Below are 21,535 nucleotides of genomic sequence, written 5' to 3'. Positions count from 1 at the left end.
CCACCCATTTTGATCCCGAGCGACGGTTCGCTCGCGGCCAGGTATTCGTTTCGTGTCAGGTAGACGCATATGAACGTCATTCGTCCGTCATTCGTGAGATCTTTGGTTGCCATCGCTGTCACCGCGGCGTTGCTCGCCGGCTGCGGCGGGGGCGAGCAGCAGCAACATGCGCCGCCGCCGCCGGAAGTCACCGTGCAGACGGTGGAGCGCAATCCAGTGCCCCTGGATCTCACTTACACCGCGCGCACCGTCGGTTCGCGTGAAGTGGAAGTGCGCGCCCGCGTCGGCGGCATTCTGCTGAAGCGCCGTTATCAGGAAGGCGGCCCGGTGAAGCAGGGCCAGCCGTTGTTTCTGATCGATCCGGAGCCGGTGCGTGCACGCCTGGCTTCGGCGCGCGCCGAAGTTGCTGTCGCCAAGGCTCGCTTCGAAGAAGCGCGTCGTGAGCGCGATCGCGTGCTGCCGTTGTTCGATAAGAACGCGGTCAGCCAGAGCCGTCGCGACGAAGTCGTGTCGACGTTCGAAGTGGCGCAGGCCAGCCTCGCGGCCGCCGAAGCCGCGCAGCGCATGGCCGAGCTCGATCTGGAGTACACCGACGTGCGCGCGCCGATTTCCGGCTTGTCCAGCCGCGAAGTCATGTCCGAAGGCAGCCTGGTGTCCACCGAGCAGAGCTCCAGCCTGCTGACCAAGATCGTGCAGGTGGATCCTTTGTATGTGGAGTTCTCGGTGCCGGAAGCCGAGGCGGCCCTGATTCGCGCCTCATTGGCGCCGGCCAACAAATCCAACGCGCCGACGGTGCGGCTGCTGCTGGAAAACGGCCAGGAATATAAGGAGACCGCCAAGGTCACGTTCGTCGACAACGCGGTGGATGTGAATTCCGGCACCGTGCGCGTGCGCGCCGTGCTGAGCAATCCGCAAGCCGAGTTGATTCCGGGCCAGTTCATTCGCGCGCGCGTAGATGGTGTGTTGTTGAGCAACGTGGTCGCCGTGCCGCGCAAGGCGATCATGTCGAGCGCCCAGGGGCAGTTCATCTGGATCGTCAACGGCGAGCAGAAGATCGAGTTCCGCCCGGTGCAGCTCGGTCGCTCCATGGGCAACAACATCATCGTCACCGAGGGCCTTGCGCCCGGCGATCGTTACGTTGTCGAAGGCGTGCTGAAGGTGCAGCCCGGCATCCAGGTGAGCGCCGTGTCGGTGGACGCTGCGTCTCAGCAGGCTGAGCAGCAGCCGGCCGCGCAGCCGATGGCTCGAGGCGCGAGCAAGGAGACTGCATGATTTCCAAGTTCTTTATCACGCGGCCGATCTTTGCCTGCGTCATCTCGGCGTTCATCGTGATCGCCGGCTTGGGCGGCATGATCTCGCTGCCCATTTCCGCCTATCCCGACATCATTCCGCCGTCGGTGACGGTGGCTGCGACCTATCCGGGCGCGACCGCCGAGACCATCGCCGATACCGTGGCCGCGCCGCTGGAAAAGGAAATCAACGGCGTCGAAGGCATGCTGTACATGAGCTCGGTCAATTCGGGCAACGGCACGCTGATGATCACGGTGACGTTCAACATCGGCACCGATGCCGATATGAACGCGGTCAACGTCAACAATCGCATTCAGGCGGCGGTGCCGCGCCTGCCCGAGGAAGTGCGGCGTCAGGGCGTGGTGGTGCGCAAGGCCTCGACCACCTTCCTGCAGATCGTGTCGGTGCATTCGCCGGACAACAGCGTCGACATGCTCACGCTCAGCAGCTATGTCACGTTGAACGTAGTGGACGAGTTGCGCCGTATCCCCGGCATCGGCGACGTGCAGATGTGGGGCCAGGATTACTCCATCCGCATCTGGATGCAGCCTGACAAGCTCGCGCAGCTGGGTCTGACGCCGTCTGATATCGCGGCCGCAGTTCGTCAGCAGAACTCGCAGTACGCGGCGGGCCAGGTGGGCGTCGAGCCGATCAGCGAGCAGGTCGACTTCACCTATGCCGTGACCGCGCAGGGGCGCATGCAGGAGCCGGAGGAGTTCGAGCAGATCGTGGTGCACACCACCGAAGCCGGCGGCATCGTGCGTTTGAAGGACGTGGCTCGCGTCGAGCTCGGCGCGCAGATGTACAACAATCAGGCCACCATCAACGGCAAGCGCGCGGTGATGATGGCACTGGTGCTGCAGCCCGGCGCCAACGCGCTGGAAACCGGCAACGCCGTGCAGGAACGTCTCGCGGAGTTGTCCCAGGACTTCCCCAAGGGCATGACCTATTCCATTCCGTACGACACCATCCAATACGTGAAGGTGTCGATCAAGGAAGTGGTCAAGACCCTGCTGGAAGCGATGGTGCTGGTGTTCTTCGTGGTGCTGCTGTTCCTGCAGAACTGGCGCGCCACCATCATTCCGATGCTGGCGGTGCCGGTGTCGCTGGTCGGCACGTTCGCAGCCATGCATATGTTCGGCTTCTCCATCAACATGCTGACCTTGTTCGGCATGGTGCTGGCCATCGGTATCGTGGTCGACGACGCCATCGTGGTGCTCGAGAACGTCGAGCGCATCATGACCACCGAAAACTTGCCCGCGCCGCAGGCCACTGAAAAGGCGATGGAAGAGGTGACCCGGCCGGTGATCGCGATCGTGCTGGTGCTGACCGCGGTGTTCCTGCCCGTGGCGTTCCTGGGCGGTCTGGTCGGTGAAATGTATAAACAGTTCGCCGTGACCATTTCAGTGTCGGTGGTGATCTCCGGCTTCGTCGCGCTGACGCTGACACCGGCGCTGTGCGCGCTGTTGTTGAAGCACGATCACACGGTGCAGAACCGCTTCCTGCTTGGCTTCAACAAGTGGTTCGAGCGTGTAACGCATCGTTACGAGCGCGGAGTGCGCTTCATCATGAGACGTGCAGCGCTTGCGGCCGGCATCTTCGTGGTGATGCTGATTGCAGTGGTCGGGTTGTTCCGTGCGCTGCCGACTTCGCTGGCTCCGTCGGAAGACCAGGGCTATGTGTTCGCGATCGGCTTCCTGCAGGACGCAGCGTCGTTGGATCGCACGGTGAAGGCCATCGAGACCGTTGCCGCTGGCGTGCGCGACCATCCCGCGGTGGCGAATGCCGTCGCCGTGTCCGGCATGGATCCGCTGACCCAGGCGATGAAGACCAACAGCGGCATCATCTGGCTGCCAATGAAGCCGTGGGATGAGCGTAAGAGCGACGATCTGTCGCCAAGCGCATTGGTTGGCGCTGTCTTCGGCGCGGGTGCGCAAGTGAAGGACGGCTTCTTCTTCGCGGTCGAGCCGCCGCCCATCGAAGGTCTGTCGATGACCGGCGGTTTCGAGGCGTACATCCAGCAGCGTGGCAGTGGCTCGATCAAGGATCTTGAAGGCGTCACGCAGAAGCTGGTGGCCGCGGCCAATCAGCGTCCGGAGCTTGCCGGTACGCAGACCACGTTCAGCGCCAGCGTGCCCCAGATGCGCATCGATCTGGATCGCGAGAAGGCGATGACGCTCGGCGTCGAAGTGGGCCAGGTGTTCGAAACATTGCAGAGCACGTTCGGTGCGCTGTACGTGAACGACTTCAATCGCAACGGCCGTGTGTATCAGGTGCAGTTGCAGTCGGAGCCGCGCTTCCGCGCTTATCCGGAAGATATTCGCAACGTGTACGTGCGTTCGAAGCGGGGCGATCTCGTGCCGCTCACCGCGCTGGCCAGCATTCGTGAAGTGACCGGTGCGGAAATCGTCGAGCGCTTCAACGCGTTCACTTCGGCGAAGATCATGGGCGGCGCGGCGCCGGGCTACAGCTCGGGCGACGCCTTGCGCGCGATCGAAGAAGTGGCCGCGCAGACATTGCCGCAAGGCTATGCGCTGGCGTTCACCGGCACCGCGTATCAGGAGAAGGTCAGCGGCGGCGCTTCGCAGGGCGTGTATCTGCTCGGCGTGCTGATGGTGTTCCTGATTCTGGCGGCGCAGTTCGAGCGCTGGACGTTGCCGGTGGCGGTGATTCTGGCGGTGCCGTTCGCGGCATTCGGCGCGTTCCTCGCGGTGTTCGTGCGCGGCCTGGCCAACGACATCTACTTCCAGATCGGCATGCTCACGCTGATCGGCCTGGCGGCCAAGAACGCCATTCTGATCGTCGAGTTCGCGCTGATGAAGTATCACGAAGGCATGAAGCTGATGGATGCGGCCATCGAAGGCGCGAAGCTGCGCTTTCGTCCCATTATCATGACTTCGCTGGCGCTGATCTTCGGCGTGCTGCCGTTGGCCATCAGCACCGGCGCGGGCGCCAACAGCCGTCACTCGCTCGGCACGAGCGTGATCGGCGGCATGCTGGCGGCGACCTTCATCGCCACCTTGTTCGTGCCGCTGTTCTTCAAATGGATCGCGGGCGCGAAGGGTGGCGAGGCGTATGACGAAGAGCATGGCAAGCACCACGGCCAGGGCGGCGGTGTCGAGCCCAAGCCGGCGGCGCCTCGAGAGTCGAATTGAGGATGCGTTGGGAATGAACAGGCAAGTCATAAAAACGACGGTTCGAGTGAGCTTGACGGTGGCGATTGCCGCCGTCCTCGGCGGGTGTTTTGTTTCCAAGGTGGATTCGCAGAAGCCTGAGTTGCCGTTGCCCGATGCGCTGCCGGCGCAGGCGGCGGAGACCAGTCCGCTGCCGAATCCGTGGTGGACGTTGTTCAATGACGCCCGGCTCAACGAGCTCATGGTGGAAGCGCTGGGGCACAACCCCGACGCGCAGATCGCCGCGGCTCGTGTGATGGAGGCGCGTTCGTTTCTGCGTATCGCCAACGCCGATCGCGTGCCGACGGTGAATCTCGAAGGCAATGCGACGCGCAGTAAGCAGAGCGAAGCCTCGTTGGCGCAGCAGGGCTTCGGAAACATTCCTGGTTTCCCGACGCACCAGACGCTGTACACGGTCCAGGGCACCGTGGCGTACGAGCTCGACCTGTGGGGCAAGTATCAGCGGGCGTCCGAGTCGGCCCGGGCGCAGTTGCTGAACAGCGAGTACGGTCGCGAAGCCACCAAGCTCAGCCTCACGGGTGAAGTGGCTCGTGTGTATTTCTCATTGATCGCTGCAGCCGAGCAGCTCGCGCGAGGGCGCGATACGTTGCGATCGCGCGAAGAGTCGATGGATCTCGAAAAGCTGCGTTTCGATTCGGGCGAGAGCGACGAGTTCACATTCAAGCGCGCTGAAGCCGACGCCGCCGCTACGCGGGTCTCCACGCGTCAGCTGGAATTGCAGGTGGTTCAGCTCACCAACGCGCTTGGCGTGTTGCTCGGCCGTTCGCCCAAGGCGCTGGTCGACGAGGCCGTCAGTGTGCAAGGCGTGAGCCTGCCCGCACCGGTGCAATTGCCGGCCGCGTTGCCCTCGTCGGTGATGGCGCAACGTCCCGACATTGGCGCGGCTGAGGCGGCGCTCAATGCGTCGGCGGCGGATATCGGTGTCGCGCGTGCGCAGTTGTTCCCCAGCATCAGCATCACGGGCGCTTTCGGCTCGATCAGTCCGGAACTCGACGATCTGTTCACTGGACCGTCGAAAGCCTGGACGGCGACCGGTGGCATCCTGCAACCGCTGTTTCAGGGTGGCCGGTTGCGAGCCAATGTTTCTCGCGCCGAAGCTGTGAGAGAACAGCGCAAGGCCGAGTACGCGCGGACGGTGCAACAAGCTTTCCGTGAAGTGCTGGATACGTTGCAAGGGCAGACGCTCATCGCCGGCGTGCGTGAAGCAAACGATCAGCAAGTGGCTGCGCTGAGCCGCGCGACGGAGTTGGCCGAGTTGCGTTACGACCAGGGCGACATCGCTTACCTGGAGTTGCTCGACGTGCGTCGTGGGCTCTATCAGGCGCAGATCGATCTGGTGGCAGCTCAACGCGATGCGCTGCTGAACGCGGTCGATCTCGCGTTGGCTGTGGGCGGCGGGCTCGGCGATCAAGCAGAGCCATTGACCGCGCGTCGCTAGATCTTTCGAAACGATCCGGTACGTAGCACCGTCACTTTGCTAGACATCTCTTCAGTGGGCATGGCGCGTTTCGGCGCCATGTTCCACGCAAAGTGATGTAGTCATTCCTCGAGTTCCTTCGCTGGGATCGGCCGGCTCATGAACTAAACCCTGCGCCTGATCGCAATCGAACAGGCGCAGGCGGTCGAAGACGCGCTCTCCCACTGCCAGCTCGGCGTCGATCTTGTCTTGCGCGTTGATCCAATTGGCCGAGCTGACCACGCCCTACGCAACCATCTGCACCAGCGGCAGCAGGGCGACGACGACCACCATGATGCGAGTGCGTAAGCGGCGGAGCTTGGCTGGCCCACCTTGGCCGGTCGTCCAACAGAAGCGCGAGCCAATGCGTTGCCGTTAACGACAAGTGTTAAGGCCCTCACAGCTGAGGTCTCCCCTTTGCGGGCCGCAAACTGCGGCTGGTATCGCAAACATTACCAAGCACAGCCGGGTTCGTTGCAGAAAATACAATAGAAACATTCCGTCCCCGAGCAATCCAGCGCGCTCCGCGATCGGCACGCGAGCTGCATATCCTTCCCAGTCGTTTTTCTTACGAGGGCTCGGACCTTTCCGAACGCAACAAGCGTTGTTTGCATCGCGCACCAGGTGGAGCGCGAGAACCATGCGAGGGGATAAACGAATGCGCGTCATGTCGCGAGAGCCAGCGAACTCTCGTTCAGATTTTTTTCGCCGCTGCCGGCTGGTAGCGATCAGTGTCACGTCCGTGCTGGCTATCGCCGCGTGTGGTGGCGGTGGTGGTGGCGGTGGCGGTGATAGTGGTGGCGGCGGTGGTGGTGGAGGCGGTGGCGGCGGAGGCGGCGGCGGTGGTGGCACCACCAATGTCGCTCCGACTGTGCAGGCGGGCGCCGATCAGGCGATCGAGTGGCCGGTCAACACAGCTCAGCTGTCTGGCTCGGCCACCGACGATTCAACCACCAGCACGCTCACGTATACGTGGAGCGGGCCGAGCGGTGTCACTTTCGGTTCTGCCAATGCCGCGGCCACGAGTGTGACATTTCCTTCAGCCGGCACTTATGAGCTGACGCTGTCGGTGAGCGATGGCTCCTTGACCGGCACCGACGCCGTGTCGGTCACCGTGAACCCGGCGGTGTATCCGGCTTCCGATGTCGACAACAGCGATACGAACAATCATGGTTGGACGCCTGCCAACGCGGCCGACGTCGGCATGAACCAGGACGGGTTGAATGCCGCGGCCACATACGCGTCGACCGCTGGTACTGTGAATGCCAACAACGCCGGCATGATCGTGCGTCGTGGCCGGGTGGTGCACAAGTGGGGCCGGTTCGACGATTTCCGCTACGATATGAAGTCGACCACCAAGTCGATGGGCGGTATCGCGCTGGGCCTTGCCATCGATGGTGGCAATCTTGCGCTCACCGATACTGCGCAGACCCACATGCCGAGCATGGGTACGACACCGGCCTCGAACGATCCTGCCCGGCTCGCAGTCATCACCATCCAGCAGCTGGCGACCCATACGGCAGGCTTTCTGAAAGAAGGCTCGTACACTCTACCGTCGCCGAATGAGTTGAACCCGACCCTGGTGTACCAACCCGGCACCACGTGGTTCTATTCGGACGGCGGCTTGAACTGGCTGTCCGAAGTGCTGACCACCGTCTTCAACGAAGATCTCGCGACGGTGTTGAATACTCGAGTGTGGAGCGCGCTGGGACTGAACGCCGCGGCCGGCCCCGATCCGGTTGCGGCGCCGTCCAACAGCGATGTGTTTTGGCGAGACAACGTACAGCGGCCGCAGGGGGGCGCCGTTCCTCACAAGCGCGAGCTCGCGTCCGGCATCTTCGCCAACGTCAATGCGATGGCGCGCGTTGGCCTGCTGTTCCTGCGCAATGGTGAGTGGGCGAACGGCCAACGCATCCTGTCCCAGTCGTTCGTGGACACAGTGCGCACGCCGGTGGCGGCGAATGCGTCGTTGAGCAATCCGGACGAAGCGAATTTCCCGCTGGCGACCACCAACTATGGCCTGTTGTGGTGGACCAATGCGACCGGACAGCTGCCGAACGTGCCGCGTGATGCGTACTGGGCATGGGGTCTGGGCGACAGTCTGATCGTGGTGATTCCAAGCCTGGATATCGTCGCGGTCCGCGCCGGCACCCAAACGGCCACCGCCTCCGATGGTCGTGTATGGAACGATAGCGATTGGAACGGCCAGTACGAAGTGCTCGCACCGTTCCTTGATCCGATCGTTCAGTCGGTCACCAATTGAGTCGCGCAGGGTGAGACTCGAAGGCGCGCGCCGGAAATTTTTCGGCGCGCGTCTTTGACGTCTCGGGCAGCTGGGAGCTGCGGACGGGTAGAAACATTCAATCCGGTTGGCGGCGGCGCCGATAGTGCACGCTCACGGCGAACAACAATAGCGACATTGCCACGAGTGCTCCGAGCGCCCACTGGACATCGCTCCGCAATAGCAGCGAAGGCTTGGGAGCCAGAAACGATTCACCCGCCAGCACCGATTCGATAACGCGACGAATCTCTTTGCTGGGCGTAGTCTCGCCGTTGGACAAGATCACAATGGCGCGCTGCTGCTTCGGATACAACGTGAGCAGCGCCGAGAAGCCGCGAGCTTTGACGGCGTGATGTGGCAACCAATCGTCGTCCCGACGTTCCAGTCGCCAACCCAAGGCCACAGCCGTGTCTGCCCGCTCGCCATCGCGCCGATGTCTGATCAGCGCCTCATACGAATCGCGCTCGAGCAGCGCAGGATCGCGACTCACATGCAGCGCGGCCCAGCGAGTGATATCGGCGATGCTCGCGCTGAGGCCGGTGCTCGGTAGCGAAGCTTCGTCCCGCGGATAACGCGTCGCGCGACGAACGAAGACCCGGCCGACGTGAGGCCACGCGACGTTGGAGTTCACTATGGGCACTTCGAAGGTGCTTTCCATCAGCCCCGCCGGTCGCAATATCTTCGAGTGCATGTAGTGCAGATACTTCTGCTGGGTCGTCGATTCGATCATCGCGCCGAGCGCGTTGAATGCGGCGTCTTGTCGCGTCAGCAGTTGCGCGACGGTGCTGGAGGAATCGGCCATCGTCTCTTCAAGGCCGAGCTGGTCGCGCTCGGCCAACTGCATGATCGCCGTGGCGGTGAACGACTTGGTGATCGAGGCCACGTGAAACAACGTGTGCGCATTCACCGGCTCATCGGTCTTCTTGTCGCGCACGCCGAAGCCGCGGATGTACACGGGCTCGCCGTCCTCGACGATGCCGATGGCCAGCCCTGGAATCGCAAATTCCTGCAGGATGCTCTCCATCGCGATATCGAGTGCATAGACCCGATCGGGAGTGAGCTGCGGCGGCGGATCGGTCAGTGGCGCGCCTTCCTGCGCGTGCGCGGTTCCAATGCTCGAGATCGCGCCGAGCGCGATCATCGACAGCAAGTTAGCGCCCGGGCGGCTTGGCATCGAAGCGATCCGTGATTCCGTGGACCCGGTCCCGAGGTCCGCCGGGAAGAGGCCTGGACATGCGTTCCACACTGGGTGGGACGTTACTTGACTCTTCCGTTGGGCGCCACGGCGGTCGAATCCCGACGCACCAGCGTGTGCGCCAGCCGCGCCGGCTTGGGGGTCGAACTGGACAGCAGCATCTCGAGCAGCAAATCGGCGGCTCGATACGCCAGTTGATAGGTCGGCTGACAGATGGTGGTCAGCGGCGGCCACACCGTGCGGGCAATGGCTGCGTCGTCGAAGCCGGCCACCGACAGTTGCTGAGGCACGGCGACTCCCATTTCGTGGGCGGCCATGAGCGCGCCGGCGGCCATGTCGTCGTTGCCCGCGAAAATCGCCGTCGGTCGTTTGGGTAGTGCCAGCAGCTGCCGGGTCATTTCCAGCCCCGAATCGAACAGGAAGTCGCCCTGGCGCACGTATTCCGGCACATACGGAATCTTGTGGTTCTTCAGAGCGGCCTTGTACCCGCGCAGCCGCTCGCCGCTGGCGAAGTGACCGGGTCGGCCGATGATGAAGCCGATGCTGCGATGGCCGAGGCCGATCAGGTACTCGGTCATTTCGCGCGCCGCCGCTTCGTCGTCGATATCGACATAGGGCGAGCGATGTTTGATTTCGTTCGGGGCGATGCGCACGAACGGCAGCGCCTGCGCGTCCAGCGCCCGGATCAGCTCGGCCGATTCGCTCAGCGGCGGGGCCACGATCAGGCCGTCCAGGTGGGTCTGGTTGGCGAAGGTCAGGATGTCCTGGATCACCTCTTCACTGCGGCCGGCCACCTCATGCAACAACAGCAGGAACTTGGCCTCGCGACAGCGCGCCAGGGCGCCGCGTTGCACTTCGATGGTGTAGTTGGCGCTCGGATTGTCGTAGACCAGGCCGACCAGATACGAGCGGCGGCTGGCGAGACTGCGGGCCGACAGGCTGGGGTGATAATTGAGCCGTTTGACGGCAGCAAGCACCTGCGCGCGGGTTTCTTCGCGAACGTTGGGTTCGTTGTTCAGAACCCGCGACACTGTTTTGATCGCGACGCCGGCCGCCTTGGCAACGTCGTTGATGCTTGTTCTGCGCCCGGACATGGGCGCGATGGTAGCCCAGATCAGCGCCGGATGGAGCCAGCCTCGTCGCTTCGCCCGGTCAGTTTCGGTTGCGCCGTGCGCAGGTACAGGTCGAGGAAATCGATGCCGTTGTCCACCGGCCGGTCGACGATGAACGTGCTCAGATGCTCCAGGCCGCGCATCAGGTACAGCTCGGCCGGGATGCCGTTGGCGTTCAGCGCCTGGTACATGGCATGGGCGTTGTTGTCGCCGACGGTAATGTCGAAGGTGCCGTGATACAGGAACATCGGCGGATCGTCGCCGCTCACCAGCGCCAGCGGCGAAGCTTCGCGCCACAGGTCGGGATTCCGCTCGTAGGAGGCGCCGATCAAACCGTTGGTCAACGGACCGTTCTTGTAATAGCGCAGGTCCACCGGAGTGCCGCCGGCCACCACCGCCTGGACGCGGGTGCCTTCCACGAACCATTTGTCGTCGGGGCTGGTGACGCCCGCCAGCGCCGCCAGGTGCGCGCCGGCCGAGTAACCCCAGGCGCCGATGCGGTTCTTGAGCACGTTCAAATCCGAGGCGTGCTCCCGCAGCCAGATGATCGCCTGTTGCACATCCTGGAGCTGCGCCGGGAAGTGCCATTGCGGGGCGAAGCGGTACGACATGTTCAGAACGACGTAGCCGCGCTCGGCCACCCGCTGCGAAATGTCGTTCATGTCGTCCCGCGAACGGCCCTCCCAGCCGCCGCCATGGATCATCACCACCGCCGGAAACGGCCCGTTGCCCGCCGGCTTATACAAATCCGCCTTCAATGGCTGCGGCCAGTGCGCCGGGGTGTAGACGAAATCCCGGGTGACGGTCACCGCCACCGGCCCCACCGACCCGATCCGGGCATTGCTCGGCCGGCCCTCGTGCGAGGCGCACCCAGTCAACAACAACGCGGTAGCCAGCAGCGCATGCCTGATCATGAGACCCACCTGAAACACTCCATCGGCAGGTGATTCGCGCCCCCGCCGGATTTGGAGGCATTTCAGATCCGGCGCCTGGATCGCTAGATCCAGACGTCGTTCTGGGCGGTGAGAGAGCCGCCGGCATCGCCGGTGTTGATGACGCCTTTGGGCTCGACCAGCATGACTTTGCACTCGGCCGGGGCGAAGGGCTGGTGCTCGACGCCTTTGGGGACGACGTAGAGCTCACCGGCGCGCAGCGGGACTTCGCGATCCCGGAAGCGCAGCACCATCTCGCCTTCGATAACGATGAAGACTTCGTCGGTGTCCGCGTGCTGGTGCCAGACGAACTCGCCGAGCAGACGCACCAGCTTGAACTGGTAGTCGTTCATTTCGGCGATCACCCTGGGGCTCCAGGGCTCGCTGAAGCGGGCGAACTTTTCCTGAAGATTCACGGGCACACTGGGCATGGGGCGATCATCCGCCGGGCCCGGGGTGGTCGCCAAGCGCCAGTTTCGGCGCAGGTCGGCGGCACAGTTGGCTGACTCGAAAAATCCTCAAGTGCTGCTGTCGGGCCGGCGGGCGCTGGCGCGTCTTCAAGTCATCATTCCGGATCAACTGCGAGGGACCATCGATGAACCGTTTGCTCGTACTCAGTCTGCTCGCCGCGCTGGCGGCCTGCGCTCCAAAGCAGGAACCCGCCCCGGCCTCCGAGCCGCAGCCGACACCGGCCGCGGCGGCGGAGCAGCCGGTGGATGTTCCGGCGGGCGCTTACACGATGGATCTGGGGCACACCAGCATTCTGTTCCGAGTCGATCACCTGGGCTTTTCCAATTACACGGCGCGTTTCAAAAAGGCGACCGCGCAGTTGCAGTTCGACCCGAACGACCTCGCGGCCTCGAGCGTCACGGTCACGGTGGATGCGAAGTCGTTGGAAACGGACTATCCCGACACCAAGGTGGATTTCAACGCCGAGCTGACCGGTGAAGGATGGTTGGACGCCGCGAAATATCCGGACATCACATTCCGTTCGCTCAGCGTCGAGCCCACCGGTGCACGCACCATGCGTATCAACGGCGAGCTCACCATGCGCGGTGTCACCAAGCCGATGGTGCTGGATGCGAGATTCAACGGTGGCTATTCCGGCCATCCGATGGACCCGAATGCGCGCATTGGTTTCTCCGCGACCGGTGTGCTCAAGCGCTCCGACTTCGGCATCTCGTACGGCATCCCCGCGCCGGGCACCACGATGGGCGTGAGCGACGCGGTGAATGTCATCATCGAAACGGAGTTCTCCGGCCCGCCCTGGACCGCGCCCGCCGCCAGCGAAGGGACCTAAGTAAAGTCTCGAACCGCCGCGCGTCGACCTGTCGTACGATTGCACCCGGCTGGAGCGGGTGCAATCGCTTGTCAGGAAGCAAACAAATGAATCGTGGAATGGTTCGATACGCAGCGGTGGCGTCGGCGGCGTTTGTTACTTCGCTGCATTGTGAAATCTCTGAAGCGGCCGACCCGGGGTTCTATGTTGGCGCCGCCGGCGCTCGCAGCGAGCAGCGACTGGACAAGGCGGCTGGCGTCGCGGCGGTGCCGGTCGTGCTGACGCAGCCACCCAGCATCACGCCCGTGCCGCGGCCGATTCCGCCGGCTTTCGGCACAGATGTCATCTTCGTGCCCATCCCGTTGATTGACCCCGAGACATCCGCCGATGAAGTGGATGTCGGCTGGAATCTCGCGCTGGGCTACCGCGTCAACAAATATTTCGCGGCGGAGCTGGCCTACGTGGACGGGGGCGAAGCTTCATTGACCCAACGATTTCGTTTCCCGGCGTCGGTCCCGACCGCCGCCAGTGCGATCGAGATGAGTTATCGGGTGCGTACGCGCGGCCCTGCCGTGTCGGTGCTCGGCTCCTTGCCGTTCAGCGAGCGATGGGAAGCGTTCATCCGCGGCGGCGTGCTGTTTGCCAGTCAGGAAGTCGAATCGACAACGACCATTACCGGTAGCACGGGTTCCAGCGCGGGGCGCCGCGATCAAGATTACAGCGATGAAGTCGTCAGCGTGGGCGCGGGCCTGCAATGGGCGTTCTTGCCGCGCTGGACGGCGAGGCTCGAATACCAGCGCACCGACGATCTGAAGTCGAACGGCAGCATGGGCGAAAGCCGCCTGGACCAGGCCTCGCTCAGCGTGCTGTTCGGGCTGTGATACTCAGCCGCGCCACACTTCGGAGAACACGCGGAGCAGATTGCGGCCGAGGATCTTTTCGATGCGCGTGGCGCTGTGGCCGCGGTCGGCGAGCATCTGGCCCAACGTTTCCAGGCGGCGCGGCGTGTTGAGGTCATTGGCGAAGAGATAGCCGTCCTCCGTCTCGCCGGGGGCGGCGATGCCGGCCGCTTTGCGCTCGCGCGTGTTGACGGCGAACATCTCCTTGTATTTCTGATCCAGCACGGTCGGCGAAATGTAACCGTCGGTGCCGATGGAAACATGATCTTCGCCGGCCACCTGAATCATATGCTCGAGATGGCGGATGATATCGGCCGCCGTGGGCTGTTTGCCGCCGGTCAGATACGGCATGAAGAACACGCCGGAAACCCCACCCTTGTCCGCGACGGCGCGCAACTCTGCATCGGTGCGATGGCGAGGATGATCGATCAGCGCCGCGCACCCGGTGTGGGTGAATGCGACGGGTTGTTTGGATGCCTTGATCGCATCCGCCGATGTCTGCCTGCCGCAGTGACTGAGATCGATCAGAATGTTCAGCGCATTGAGCCGTTCGACGGCTTCGAACCCGGTGCGGCTCAAGCCGGCGTTGGCCGGCTCCATGCAGCCGTCGCCGAGCAGATTGCGGCGATTGTAGGTCGGCTGCACCACGCGCAGACCGAGTTGATGAAGATCTTCGAGCAGACTCAGGTCGGTCTCGAACGCCACGCCGTCCTGCACGCCGTAGATCAAGCCGGTGCGCTGGGCTTTCTTCGCTGCCGTGATATCTGCACCGGTGCGCACGCTGGCGAATGTCTTGGGTCGACGAGCGATGCCGCGCTCGGTCAGGAGCATGTCGCGAACCGTGGCTTTGAATGCGCTATCCGGCGGCGCGGTGCCGACCGGCCCCACCGTGAGCAGAACTGCCGTCAGACCGCTCTCGTGCACATCTTTGATGTGTGCATCGGTGAGTGGCTTGCCCGGTTCCATGGTCATGTCGCCCGGTCCACCCAGCCCGTCGATCACGATGGCATCGCGATAGCCATTCCATGACGCGGCCTGCGCCCGGCTCATCGGCAACGTGAGTGCAGCGCCACCGGCCATCAACAGGGCACGCCGGGACAGGGTGGGCAGGGTCATGCGCAGTTCCTCGGAATGGGCGGGCTCGCGCGGCGGCGAGTCGATCCAAGGTTGGCAGGAAACCGGGGCTCAATGCAATTCGCGACCCATCACGAAATCCTGTTGCACGTCCTCACCCACCGTGAAGGTCTTGTCGGCGACGTGCTTGAAGCCGCACTTCTTGTAGAAGGCGATGGCTCTTTCATTCTGATTCCACACGCCCAGCCACAGAATATTCGCGCCAAGTGCGGCGCCGCGCGTGACCAGCTCATCCATCAGTCGATAGGCAAGGCCAGTGCCTTGCTGGCTCGCATCGACATAGAAACGCAGGAGCTCGATACCGCGCGCTTGCGTCATGGACGGGCACGGCGCATCGAGAATCAGCTGCGCGTAAGCGACGAGCTGGCCATCGAGCTCGACCACCCAGGTCTCACGACCCGCATCCTCGATCTCCGATCGTTGGAGCGGCTCGCCGAAAGACTTCTCACAATGCGCCTGCATGTTCTCGGGCGTGTTGAAGCGCGTGTACGTATCGCGGAATGTCTTCTCCGCGAGCACAGCAAGCGTCCTCGCATCCTGCGCGGTGGCGCGACGAATCCGAGTCGGTGCGGCCATGTCTGCAGTTCCTTCGAGTTCAGTTCTTCAGGCGATAACCGGTTTTGAAGATCCACCAGATCGCGACCAGGCACGCGGTCATGAACAGCAGGGTCATGAACAGGCTCAGGCCGACCGCCACGTCGGACACGCCGTAAAAACTCCAGCGGAAGCCGCTGATCAGATACACCACCGGATTGAACAGCGCGACCTTCTGCCAGATCTCCGGCAGCATGGAGATGGAGTAGAAGCTGCCGCCCAGGAACGCCAGCGGGGTGACGATCATGATGGGCACGATCTGCAGCTTCTCCCAGCCGCTGGCCCACACGCCGATGATGAAGCCGAACAGACTGAAGGTGATCGAGGTGAGCACCAGGAACGACACCATCCACAACGGATGTTCGATGCTGAAATCCACGAAGAGCCGCGCCGTCGCCAGGATCACCAGGCCAAGCATCATCGACTTGGTCGCGGCCGCGCCCACGTAACCGATGACGATTTCCATCGCCGAGATCGGCGCCGACAGCACTTCATAGATCGTGCCGGAGTAGCGCGGCATGTAGATGCCGAACGACGCGTTGGAAATGCTCTCGGTGAGCACCGACAGCATGATCAGCCCGGGCACGATGAACGCGCCATAGCTCACGCCTTCGATCTCTGCCATGCGCGAGCCGATGGCTGCGCCGAACACGACGAAATACAGCGAGGTGGAAATCACCGGCGACAACAGGCTCTGCACCAGCGTGCGGAACCAGCGGGCCAGTTCGAAGCGGTAGATGGCGCTGATACCGTACGTGTTCATCGTTTGTGCACCAGACTGACGAAAATTTCTTCCAGCGAGCTTTCGCTCGTATGCAGGTCCTTGAAGTCGATGCCGAGCTCGTTCAGCTGTCGTAACAGGCTGGCGATGCCGGTGGCGTCGGCTTGAGTGTCGAAGGTGTAGATCAGCTCGTTGCCGTCGGCCGAGAGTTCCAGCTGACGATTGGCAAGCTGCGAGGGAATCTGCTGCAGCGGAGCCTGCAAGTGCAGCGTCAGCTGCTTGCGGCCCAGCTTGCGCATCAGCACGCTCTTGTCTTCGACCAGAATGATCTCGCCCTTGCTGATGACGCCGATGCGATCGGCCATCTCTTCGGCTTCTTCGATGTAGTGAGTGGTAAGAATGATGGTGACGCCGCTGGCGCGCAGGGCGCGCACCATCTCCCACATGTCACGGCGCAACTCCACGTCGACGCCGGCGGTCGGCTCGTCCAGAAACAGGATCTGCGGTTCGTGCGACAGCGCCTTCGCGATCATCACGCGACGTTTCATGCCGCCGGACAGGGACAGAATGGTGCTGTCCTTCTTGTCCCACAGCGACAGGTCTTTCAACACCTTTTCGAGGTAAGCGGGATTGGGCGGCTTGCCGAACAGCCCGCGACTGAAGTTCACGGTGGCCCAGACGCTTTCGAACGCGTCGCTGGTGAGCTCCTGCGGCACCAGCCCGATCTTGGCGCGGGCGGCGCGATAGTCCTTGCGAATGTCATGGCCGTCGGCGGTGACCGTGCCGGAGGTGGCGTTGACGATGCCGCATATGATGCTGATCAGCGTGGTCTTGCCGGCGCCGTTCGGACCGAGCAGTGCAAAGATTTCACCGCGGCGGATCTCCAGGTCCACGCCCTTCAGGGCCTGGAACCCCGAGGCGTAGGTTTTGACCAGATTGTGAACCGAGATGATGGGTTGCACGCAGGCTCCAAGGCTTGGGCTCGAAACGAACGCGGCATTATAAAGAGTTCGGCGTGGCTGCCGGTGCACGGCGCAATTTCCGCTTCTTCACGAATGCCCGGGGCAGGCCGAACCGCCCCCGGCCCGCACGGACCTCGTTCAACTTTTCGTCGCCGAAGGCTGCCGGAACCTCGCCAACATCCATACGCCGGCCACCACCAGGGCCGTGCCCGCCGCGATCCACGCATTGAACGGCTCGTGCAGAATCAGCACGCTCAGCGCCACCGTCGACATCGGCCCGATCATGCCGATCTGCGCGGTGAGACCGGCGCCGATGCGCTCCAGCGCCATCATGGTGATCAACACGGGCACGAATGTGCAAAGCACCGCGTTGAGCACGGACAGCCAGATCACCGGCGCGGCCACCACCATGGCGGCGGGCGGTTTCAAGATGAAGAACTGCGCGATACACAGAATGCATGCAATGGTGGTCGCCGTCCCCGTGACGCGTAACGCACCGAGTCTCCGCACCGTCGCGCCGCTGTATACCAGATAGATGGCGTAGCTGATGGCGCTGCCGAGCACCAGCACCGAGCCGAGGACGATATCGGGGCCGGTTTGCACGTCGTGCCCGAACACCAGCAGCACGCCGAGATAGCTGACGCTCAGCGCCAGCCACTGAGCGCGCGTCACGCTGGTTTTGAACAGCAGCTTGCCGGCCAGCAGCACGATGGTGGGATTCAAGTAGAGAATCAGCCGTTCCAGATTGGCGTTGATGTATTGCAGACCCGCGAAATCCAGATAGCTCGCCAGGTAATAACCACAAAAGCCCAAGCCCGACAGCGCGCGCCAGTCGCGGCCGCTGAGCGGCGGCTGGGCGCGCCCCGACCACCACGCCAGGCATAAAAACAGCGGCAGCGCGAACAACATGCGATACATGATCGTTGTGGTCGCATCGACGTGGTAGCGATACGCCAGCTTGACGATGATGGCCTTGCAGGAAAATGCGATGGCGCCGGCGGCGGCCAGCATCATGCCGGTCAACAATTCGCGCCGCGCAGCTGCGGCAGTGGCGTTCATGGGGTGGAGTACAATCGCGGCGCGGCCGTGAGCAACAGACGAGCTGCGATTCTAATGAGAGGAGCAACGGCATGAGCACGCAATTCGCGTCGGCAGGTTCGTCATTGGCGATGGCTCGGCCCGGCGAGAAAAAGTCGGTCGCGCTGATTGGTGCACCCACCGATGCGGGCGCAGCCGATCGCGGCTCGTCGATGGGGCCCGAAGCGCTGCGCGTCGCCGGCCTGCGTGAAGCGCTGGCAGCGCGCGGTCTGCAAGTGCACGATCGCGGCAATCTCAACGGTCCGGGCAATCCCTGGCAACTGCCGGTCGAGGGTTATCGGCATCTGACGGAAGTCATCGAATGGAATCGTCTGGTGCACGATGCAATGTATGCAGCGCTCCGCGAAGGACATCTGCCCATTCTGCTCGGCGGCGATCATTGCCTGGCCATCGGCTCGATCAGCGCCGTTGCGCGTCACTGTCGCGAGCGCGGCAAGAAGCTGCGTGTGTTCTGGCTCGACGCGCATGCGGACTTCAACACTCGCGAGCTGTCCCCCAGCGGTAACATCCACGGCATGCCGGTGGCGTGCCTGTGTGGCTTCGGCCCGGCGCAATTGTCCGAGCTGAGCGGCCAGAAACCGGCCATCGAACCTTCCGTCATTCGACAGATCGGCATCCGCAGCGTCGATCCGCCGGAAAAACGTTTCGTGCACGAGCAAGGCCTGGAAGTCTTCGATATGCGCTATATCGACGAGGTGGGCATGCGTCAGACCATGGAGCAGGCGCTGCTCGGGCTGGACGAGGACACCCATTTGCACGTGAGCTTCGATGTCGACTTCCTGGATCCGGAGATCGCGCCCGGCGTGGGCACGACCATTCCGGGCGGGCCGTCGTATCGCGAGGCGCAGCTGTGCATGGAAATGATCGCGGACACCGGTCGCTTGAGCTCGCTGGACGTGATGGAATTGAACCCGGCGCTGGACGTGCGCAACAAGACCGCGCTGCTGGCGGTGGACCTGATCGAATCGCTGTTCGGCAAAAGCACCCTGATGCGTCGTGCCGTCCCCTGAGGGCGGCGATGCTGGAGACAATATGAAACATCTGGCCCGGTTGTTATTGCTGTTGTCGTTGTCGTCGTCGTGGTCTGGGGGCGTCGCTGCCGCCGCGCCCACCGGCACGCTGCTGGTGCTCAACAAGTCCGACGACACGGTCTCGTTCATCGATCTTGCGACCAACAAGGTCAAGGCGACGGTGCCCACCGGCGACGGTCCGCACGAAGTGGCGGTGTCGGCGGATGGCAAGACGGCCGTGATCGCGAACTACGGCGACTCGGCCAAGCCGGGCAAAACGCTCACTGTCGTCGATGTGCCCGGCAAGAAAGTGGTGCGAACCATCGATCTCGGCGATTACAGCCGGCCGCATGGCATCGTGTGGCTGCAGGGCGATGAAGTGGCGGTGACGGTGGAAGCGAGCAAGGCGCTGCTCGTGGTCAGCGTGAACCAGGGCAAGGTGAAGCATGCAATTCCGACCGACCAGGTCGGCTCACACATGGTGGCGGTGAGCCCGAAACATCGGCGCGCATTCACGGCCAACATCGGTTCGGGCACGACCACAGCGATCGATCTGTCGACCCACGAACGCATCACAGATGTCGCAACCGGTCGCGGCGCCGAAGGCATTGCGGTGGCGCCGGATGGCAGCGAAGTGTGGGTGACCAATCGCGACGCCAACACGGTCTCGATCGTGGATCCGGCCACGCTGAAGGTCACTGCGACAGTCGAGCCGGGTCAGGTGCCGATTCGCGTCAAATTCACAGCCGACGGCACGCGTGCACTGATCTCCAATGCCAAGTCAGGCGATGTTGCCGTGTTCGATACGGTAACCAAGAAAAAGATCACCAGTATCCCGATGCAGAGCGAAGGCGAGCGGCTGCCGCACAATGAAACACGCCCGATGGTGTCACAATTCGGCGATGGGCCGGTGCCCGTGGGCATTCTGATGCCGGAGCCGCTGTCGCTGGCCTTTGTCGCCAACACCAATGCCGACACGATCACGGTGATCGATCTGACTTCGCTCAAGGTGGTGGATCGCCTGAAGGCCGGGCGCGAGCCGGATGGCCTGGGTTACACGCCGATTGCAGTGAACTGACTGTGACTCAGCCGAACAGCACCGGCCGGATCAACTGCTCGTCGTTGTATTTGAGCGAGTTGATGCGCGGGCTGACGGCGTGCGCCACCATTCTTTCCGGCGGATAAGTCCGCAATAACGATCGCGCACGAGCCGTGGATCCGCGCAACCACGGCTCGTATTCATCACGATGCAGGATGGCTGGCATTTGTGGCGAGGTGTTGTGAACGTCGGCCAGCAGTTCGTTCGCCGGCACTGTCAGCAGCGCGCAGCCTTCGATCACGTCGTCTTCGTCCTTGTTGACGGTGCGGTCCCAGAGGGCAGCGACACCGAACACTGAACGATTCACCAGTCGGGCGAAGTACGGCTGCAGATATTGCTGGGGAGTGAGTTGCCAGCCATAGAAGCCGGACAGCGGCACGATGCAGCGCTGGCCGCGCCACCATGCGCCGCTGAACGCTTTATTGCGGTCGAGCTCCTCGCTGGCCGCATGAGTCGTGCAGGATTTGAGCGGATCGCCTTCCGCCCAATCGGGAATCAATCCCCAGCGCATCATCACGCCTTCAGCCTCGCCCTCGTGCAGGCGGACCACCGGCACGTTGTTGCGCGTGGAAACATTGAAGCTGGCGTCGAAACGCCACCACGCGTGCTGCAATGGGAACTCGCGTTCCACCGCGGCCTGAGGGGCTATGACGAATCGCTCACACATCGCCGATCTCACCGATCCCGAATCGAGAATCGAGGTCCTCGCACCGCAACTGACAATGTTTGCAACGCGAATTGCGCGCTTCAGCCGGGCAGGCGCAACTCGATGATCTCCGCCTGCACGGCTGTATCGCTCACGTACAGCTTGGCCAGCGTGGTGGGCAAGCGAAAGCGGCGCGGGCCGATGCTGCCGGGATTCAGGAACAACACACCCTCGCGCTGTTCCAGCAGCGGCTTGTGCGAATGACCGCTGATGACCACGTCGATGCCCACGGCCGCCGGGCTCAAGTCGATCTGCGCCAGGTCGTGCAATACATGAATGGAATGACCGCGCACCTCGAGCAGCAGCGATTCAGGAATCGCTTCGGCCCAGGCGCCCTTGTCGTTGTTGCCGCGGACGGCACTGACAGGGGCGAGGCTTTGCAGTTTTTCCAGCACGTTGGGCGAGCCGATGTCGCCGGCATGGATGATTCGCTCGACGCCGAACAAGTGATTCAACGCTTCGGGGCGCAGCAGACCGTGAGTGTCGGAGATCACCCCGAGGACGGTCTGTTCAGGTGTGTCGGCCAGCGGAGGATGCATTGACGATTCAGCAGGCGCTGTTCAGGGAGCGAGT

20 protein-coding genes are annotated in these 21,535 nt (G+C 63.1%); 8 read left to right on the top strand and 12 right to left on the bottom strand.

Annotated elements, in window-relative coordinates:
* Positions 1-69: 69 nt before the first annotated feature.
* Genes JM946_RS29240 through JM946_RS29230 form a run of 3 tightly spaced genes read left to right on the top strand, consistent with a single transcriptional unit; the run spans position 70 to position 5,922 of the window.
* Positions 70-1,272, top strand: a complete 1,203-nt coding sequence (locus JM946_RS29240; RefSeq protein WP_203171004.1) for an efflux RND transporter periplasmic adaptor subunit — start codon at positions 70-72, stop codon at positions 1,270-1,272.
* Positions 1,269-4,445, top strand: coding sequence for an efflux RND transporter permease subunit (locus JM946_RS29235; protein ID WP_203171003.1), 3,177 nt, complete (start codon positions 1,269-1,271; stop codon positions 4,443-4,445). Before JM946_RS29240 ends, JM946_RS29235 begins: the two co-directional genes overlap by 4 nt.
* A gap of 13 nt (positions 4,446-4,458) precedes the next feature.
* Positions 4,459-5,922: an efflux transporter outer membrane subunit gene (locus JM946_RS29230; RefSeq protein WP_203171002.1), complete on the top strand. Its 1,464-nt coding sequence runs from the start codon at positions 4,459-4,461 to the stop codon at positions 5,920-5,922.
* Between the two features lie 51 nt (positions 5,923-5,973).
* Here JM946_RS29230 and JM946_RS29225 read toward each other — a convergent pair whose 3' ends face one another.
* A complete protein-coding gene (locus tag JM946_RS29225) occupies positions 5,974-6,183 on the bottom strand; it encodes a hypothetical protein (RefSeq protein ID WP_203171001.1) in 210 nt (69 codons plus the stop codon).
* A 499-nt stretch (positions 6,184-6,682) separates the two neighbouring features.
* Between JM946_RS29225 and JM946_RS29220 the strand changes: the two genes are divergently transcribed.
* A complete protein-coding gene (locus JM946_RS29220; protein WP_218043189.1) occupies positions 6,683-8,203 on the top strand; it encodes a serine hydrolase in 1,521 nt (506 codons plus the stop codon).
* A gap of 97 nt (positions 8,204-8,300) precedes the next feature.
* Here the strand turns inward: JM946_RS29220 and JM946_RS29215 are convergent, their stop codons facing one another.
* The 4 genes from JM946_RS29215 to JM946_RS29200 all read right to left on the bottom strand — a co-directional run bounded on the left by JM946_RS29215 (position 8,301) and on the right by JM946_RS29200 (position 11,891).
* Positions 8,301-9,395 (bottom strand): serine hydrolase domain-containing protein, encoded by a 1,095-nt coding sequence (locus tag JM946_RS29215; RefSeq protein WP_203170999.1) that lies wholly within the window; start codon positions 9,393-9,395, stop codon positions 8,301-8,303.
* A gap of 83 nt (positions 9,396-9,478) precedes the next feature.
* Complete coding sequence (locus tag JM946_RS29210; protein WP_203170998.1) at positions 9,479-10,510, bottom strand: LacI family DNA-binding transcriptional regulator; 1,032 nt, start codon at positions 10,508-10,510, stop codon at positions 9,479-9,481.
* 20 nt (positions 10,511-10,530) lie between these two features.
* Entirely contained in the window at positions 10,531-11,442 is a 912-nt protein-coding gene (locus tag JM946_RS29205; RefSeq protein ID WP_203170997.1) for an alpha/beta hydrolase, read from the bottom strand.
* Between the two features lie 83 nt (positions 11,443-11,525).
* On the bottom strand, positions 11,526-11,891 hold the full coding sequence (locus JM946_RS29200) for a cupin domain-containing protein (RefSeq protein WP_203170996.1): 366 nt from the start codon (positions 11,889-11,891) through the stop codon (positions 11,526-11,528).
* Positions 11,892-12,055: 164 nt separating this feature from the next.
* Here JM946_RS29200 and JM946_RS29195 point away from each other — a divergent pair, with 164 nt between their 5' ends.
* A complete protein-coding gene (locus tag JM946_RS29195) occupies positions 12,056-12,760 on the top strand; it encodes a YceI family protein (RefSeq protein ID WP_203170995.1) in 705 nt (234 codons plus the stop codon).
* Positions 12,761-12,858: 98 nt separating this feature from the next.
* A complete protein-coding gene (locus JM946_RS29190; protein WP_203170994.1) occupies positions 12,859-13,620 on the top strand; it encodes an outer membrane beta-barrel protein in 762 nt (253 codons plus the stop codon).
* Positions 13,621-13,623: 3 nt separating this feature from the next.
* Here JM946_RS29190 and JM946_RS29185 read toward each other — a convergent pair whose 3' ends face one another.
* From JM946_RS29185 to JM946_RS29165, 5 genes are all read right to left on the bottom strand, one after another.
* Positions 13,624-14,754: a dipeptidase gene (locus JM946_RS29185; protein WP_203170993.1), complete on the bottom strand. Its 1,131-nt coding sequence runs from the start codon at positions 14,752-14,754 to the stop codon at positions 13,624-13,626.
* A gap of 69 nt (positions 14,755-14,823) precedes the next feature.
* Positions 14,824-15,348 carry a GNAT family N-acetyltransferase gene (locus JM946_RS29180; protein WP_203170992.1) on the bottom strand — a complete coding sequence of 175 codons (525 nt, stop codon included), beginning with the start codon at positions 15,346-15,348 and terminating at the stop codon, positions 14,824-14,826.
* Positions 15,349-15,367: 19 nt separating this feature from the next.
* On the bottom strand, positions 15,368-16,129 hold the full coding sequence (locus JM946_RS29175; protein WP_203170991.1) for an ABC transporter permease: 762 nt from the start codon (positions 16,127-16,129) through the stop codon (positions 15,368-15,370).
* Positions 16,126-17,049: an ABC transporter ATP-binding protein gene (locus JM946_RS29170; protein ID WP_203170990.1), complete on the bottom strand. Its 924-nt coding sequence runs from the start codon at positions 17,047-17,049 to the stop codon at positions 16,126-16,128. Before JM946_RS29170 ends, JM946_RS29175 begins: the two co-directional genes overlap by 4 nt.
* Before the next feature lie 138 nt (positions 17,050-17,187).
* A complete protein-coding gene (locus tag JM946_RS29165) occupies positions 17,188-18,108 on the bottom strand; it encodes a DMT family transporter (RefSeq protein WP_203170989.1) in 921 nt (306 codons plus the stop codon).
* Between the two features lie 110 nt (positions 18,109-18,218).
* Here JM946_RS29165 and rocF point away from each other — a divergent pair, with 110 nt between their 5' ends.
* On the top strand, positions 18,219-19,157 hold the full coding sequence (rocF, locus tag JM946_RS29160) for an arginase (RefSeq protein ID WP_407700617.1): 939 nt from the start codon (positions 18,219-18,221) through the stop codon (positions 19,155-19,157).
* Between the two features lie 22 nt (positions 19,158-19,179).
* Positions 19,180-20,235: a YVTN family beta-propeller repeat protein gene (locus tag JM946_RS29155; protein WP_203170987.1), complete on the top strand. Its 1,056-nt coding sequence runs from the start codon at positions 19,180-19,182 to the stop codon at positions 20,233-20,235.
* Positions 20,236-20,242: 7 nt separating this feature from the next.
* Here the strand turns inward: JM946_RS29155 and JM946_RS29150 are convergent, their stop codons facing one another.
* Both JM946_RS29150 and JM946_RS29145 read right to left on the bottom strand, forming a co-directional pair.
* Positions 20,243-20,923: an SOS response-associated peptidase gene (locus JM946_RS29150; protein ID WP_203170986.1), complete on the bottom strand. Its 681-nt coding sequence runs from the start codon at positions 20,921-20,923 to the stop codon at positions 20,243-20,245.
* An 80-nt stretch (positions 20,924-21,003) separates the two neighbouring features.
* Complete coding sequence (locus JM946_RS29145) at positions 21,004-21,501, bottom strand: metallophosphoesterase family protein (RefSeq protein WP_203170985.1); 498 nt, start codon at positions 21,499-21,501, stop codon at positions 21,004-21,006.
* Positions 21,502-21,535 lie beyond the last annotated feature (34 nt).

Source organism: Steroidobacter gossypii (assembly GCF_016801985.1).
Classification (GTDB): Bacteria; Pseudomonadota; Gammaproteobacteria; order Steroidobacterales; family Steroidobacteraceae; genus Steroidobacter; species Steroidobacter gossypii.
The sequence above is the reverse complement of the archived record's forward strand: the minus strand, read 5'-3'. Positions and strand labels throughout refer to the sequence as shown.

Bases quoted from the DNA above. Each gene is read 5' to 3' on its own strand.
- JM946_RS29240 (WP_203171004.1), top strand. From the start codon at position 70: ATGAACGTCATTCGTCCGTCATTCGTGAGATCTTTGGTTGCCATCGCT.
- JM946_RS29235 (WP_203171003.1), top strand. From the start codon at position 1,269: ATGATTTCCAAGTTCTTTATCACGCGGCCGATCTTTGCCTGCGTCATC.
- JM946_RS29230 (WP_203171002.1), top strand. From the start codon at position 4,459: ATGAACAGGCAAGTCATAAAAACGACGGTTCGAGTGAGCTTGACGGTG.
- JM946_RS29215 (WP_203170999.1), bottom strand. From the start codon at position 9,395: ATGCCAAGCCGCCCGGGCGCTAACTTGCTGTCGATGATCGCGCTCGGC.
- JM946_RS29210 (WP_203170998.1), bottom strand. From the start codon at position 10,510: ATGTCCGGGCGCAGAACAAGCATCAACGACGTTGCCAAGGCGGCCGGC.
- JM946_RS29205 (WP_203170997.1), bottom strand. From the start codon at position 11,442: ATGATCAGGCATGCGCTGCTGGCTACCGCGTTGTTGTTGACTGGGTGC.
- JM946_RS29200 (WP_203170996.1), bottom strand. From the start codon at position 11,891: ATGCCCAGTGTGCCCGTGAATCTTCAGGAAAAGTTCGCCCGCTTCAGC.
- JM946_RS29195 (WP_203170995.1), top strand. From the start codon at position 12,056: ATGAACCGTTTGCTCGTACTCAGTCTGCTCGCCGCGCTGGCGGCCTGC.
- JM946_RS29190 (WP_203170994.1), top strand. From the start codon at position 12,859: ATGGTTCGATACGCAGCGGTGGCGTCGGCGGCGTTTGTTACTTCGCTG.
- JM946_RS29185 (WP_203170993.1), bottom strand. From the start codon at position 14,754: ATGACCCTGCCCACCCTGTCCCGGCGTGCCCTGTTGATGGCCGGTGGC.
- JM946_RS29180 (WP_203170992.1), bottom strand. From the start codon at position 15,348: ATGGCCGCACCGACTCGGATTCGTCGCGCCACCGCGCAGGATGCGAGG.
- JM946_RS29175 (WP_203170991.1), bottom strand. From the start codon at position 16,129: ATGAACACGTACGGTATCAGCGCCATCTACCGCTTCGAACTGGCCCGC.
- JM946_RS29165 (WP_203170989.1), bottom strand. From the start codon at position 18,108: ATGAACGCCACTGCCGCAGCTGCGCGGCGCGAATTGTTGACCGGCATG.
- rocF (WP_407700617.1), top strand. From the start codon at position 18,219: ATGGCTCGGCCCGGCGAGAAAAAGTCGGTCGCGCTGATTGGTGCACCC.
- JM946_RS29155 (WP_203170987.1), top strand. From the start codon at position 19,180: ATGAAACATCTGGCCCGGTTGTTATTGCTGTTGTCGTTGTCGTCGTCG.
- JM946_RS29150 (WP_203170986.1), bottom strand. From the start codon at position 20,923: ATGTGTGAGCGATTCGTCATAGCCCCTCAGGCCGCGGTGGAACGCGAG.
- JM946_RS29145 (WP_203170985.1), bottom strand. From the start codon at position 21,501: ATGCATCCTCCGCTGGCCGACACACCTGAACAGACCGTCCTCGGGGTG.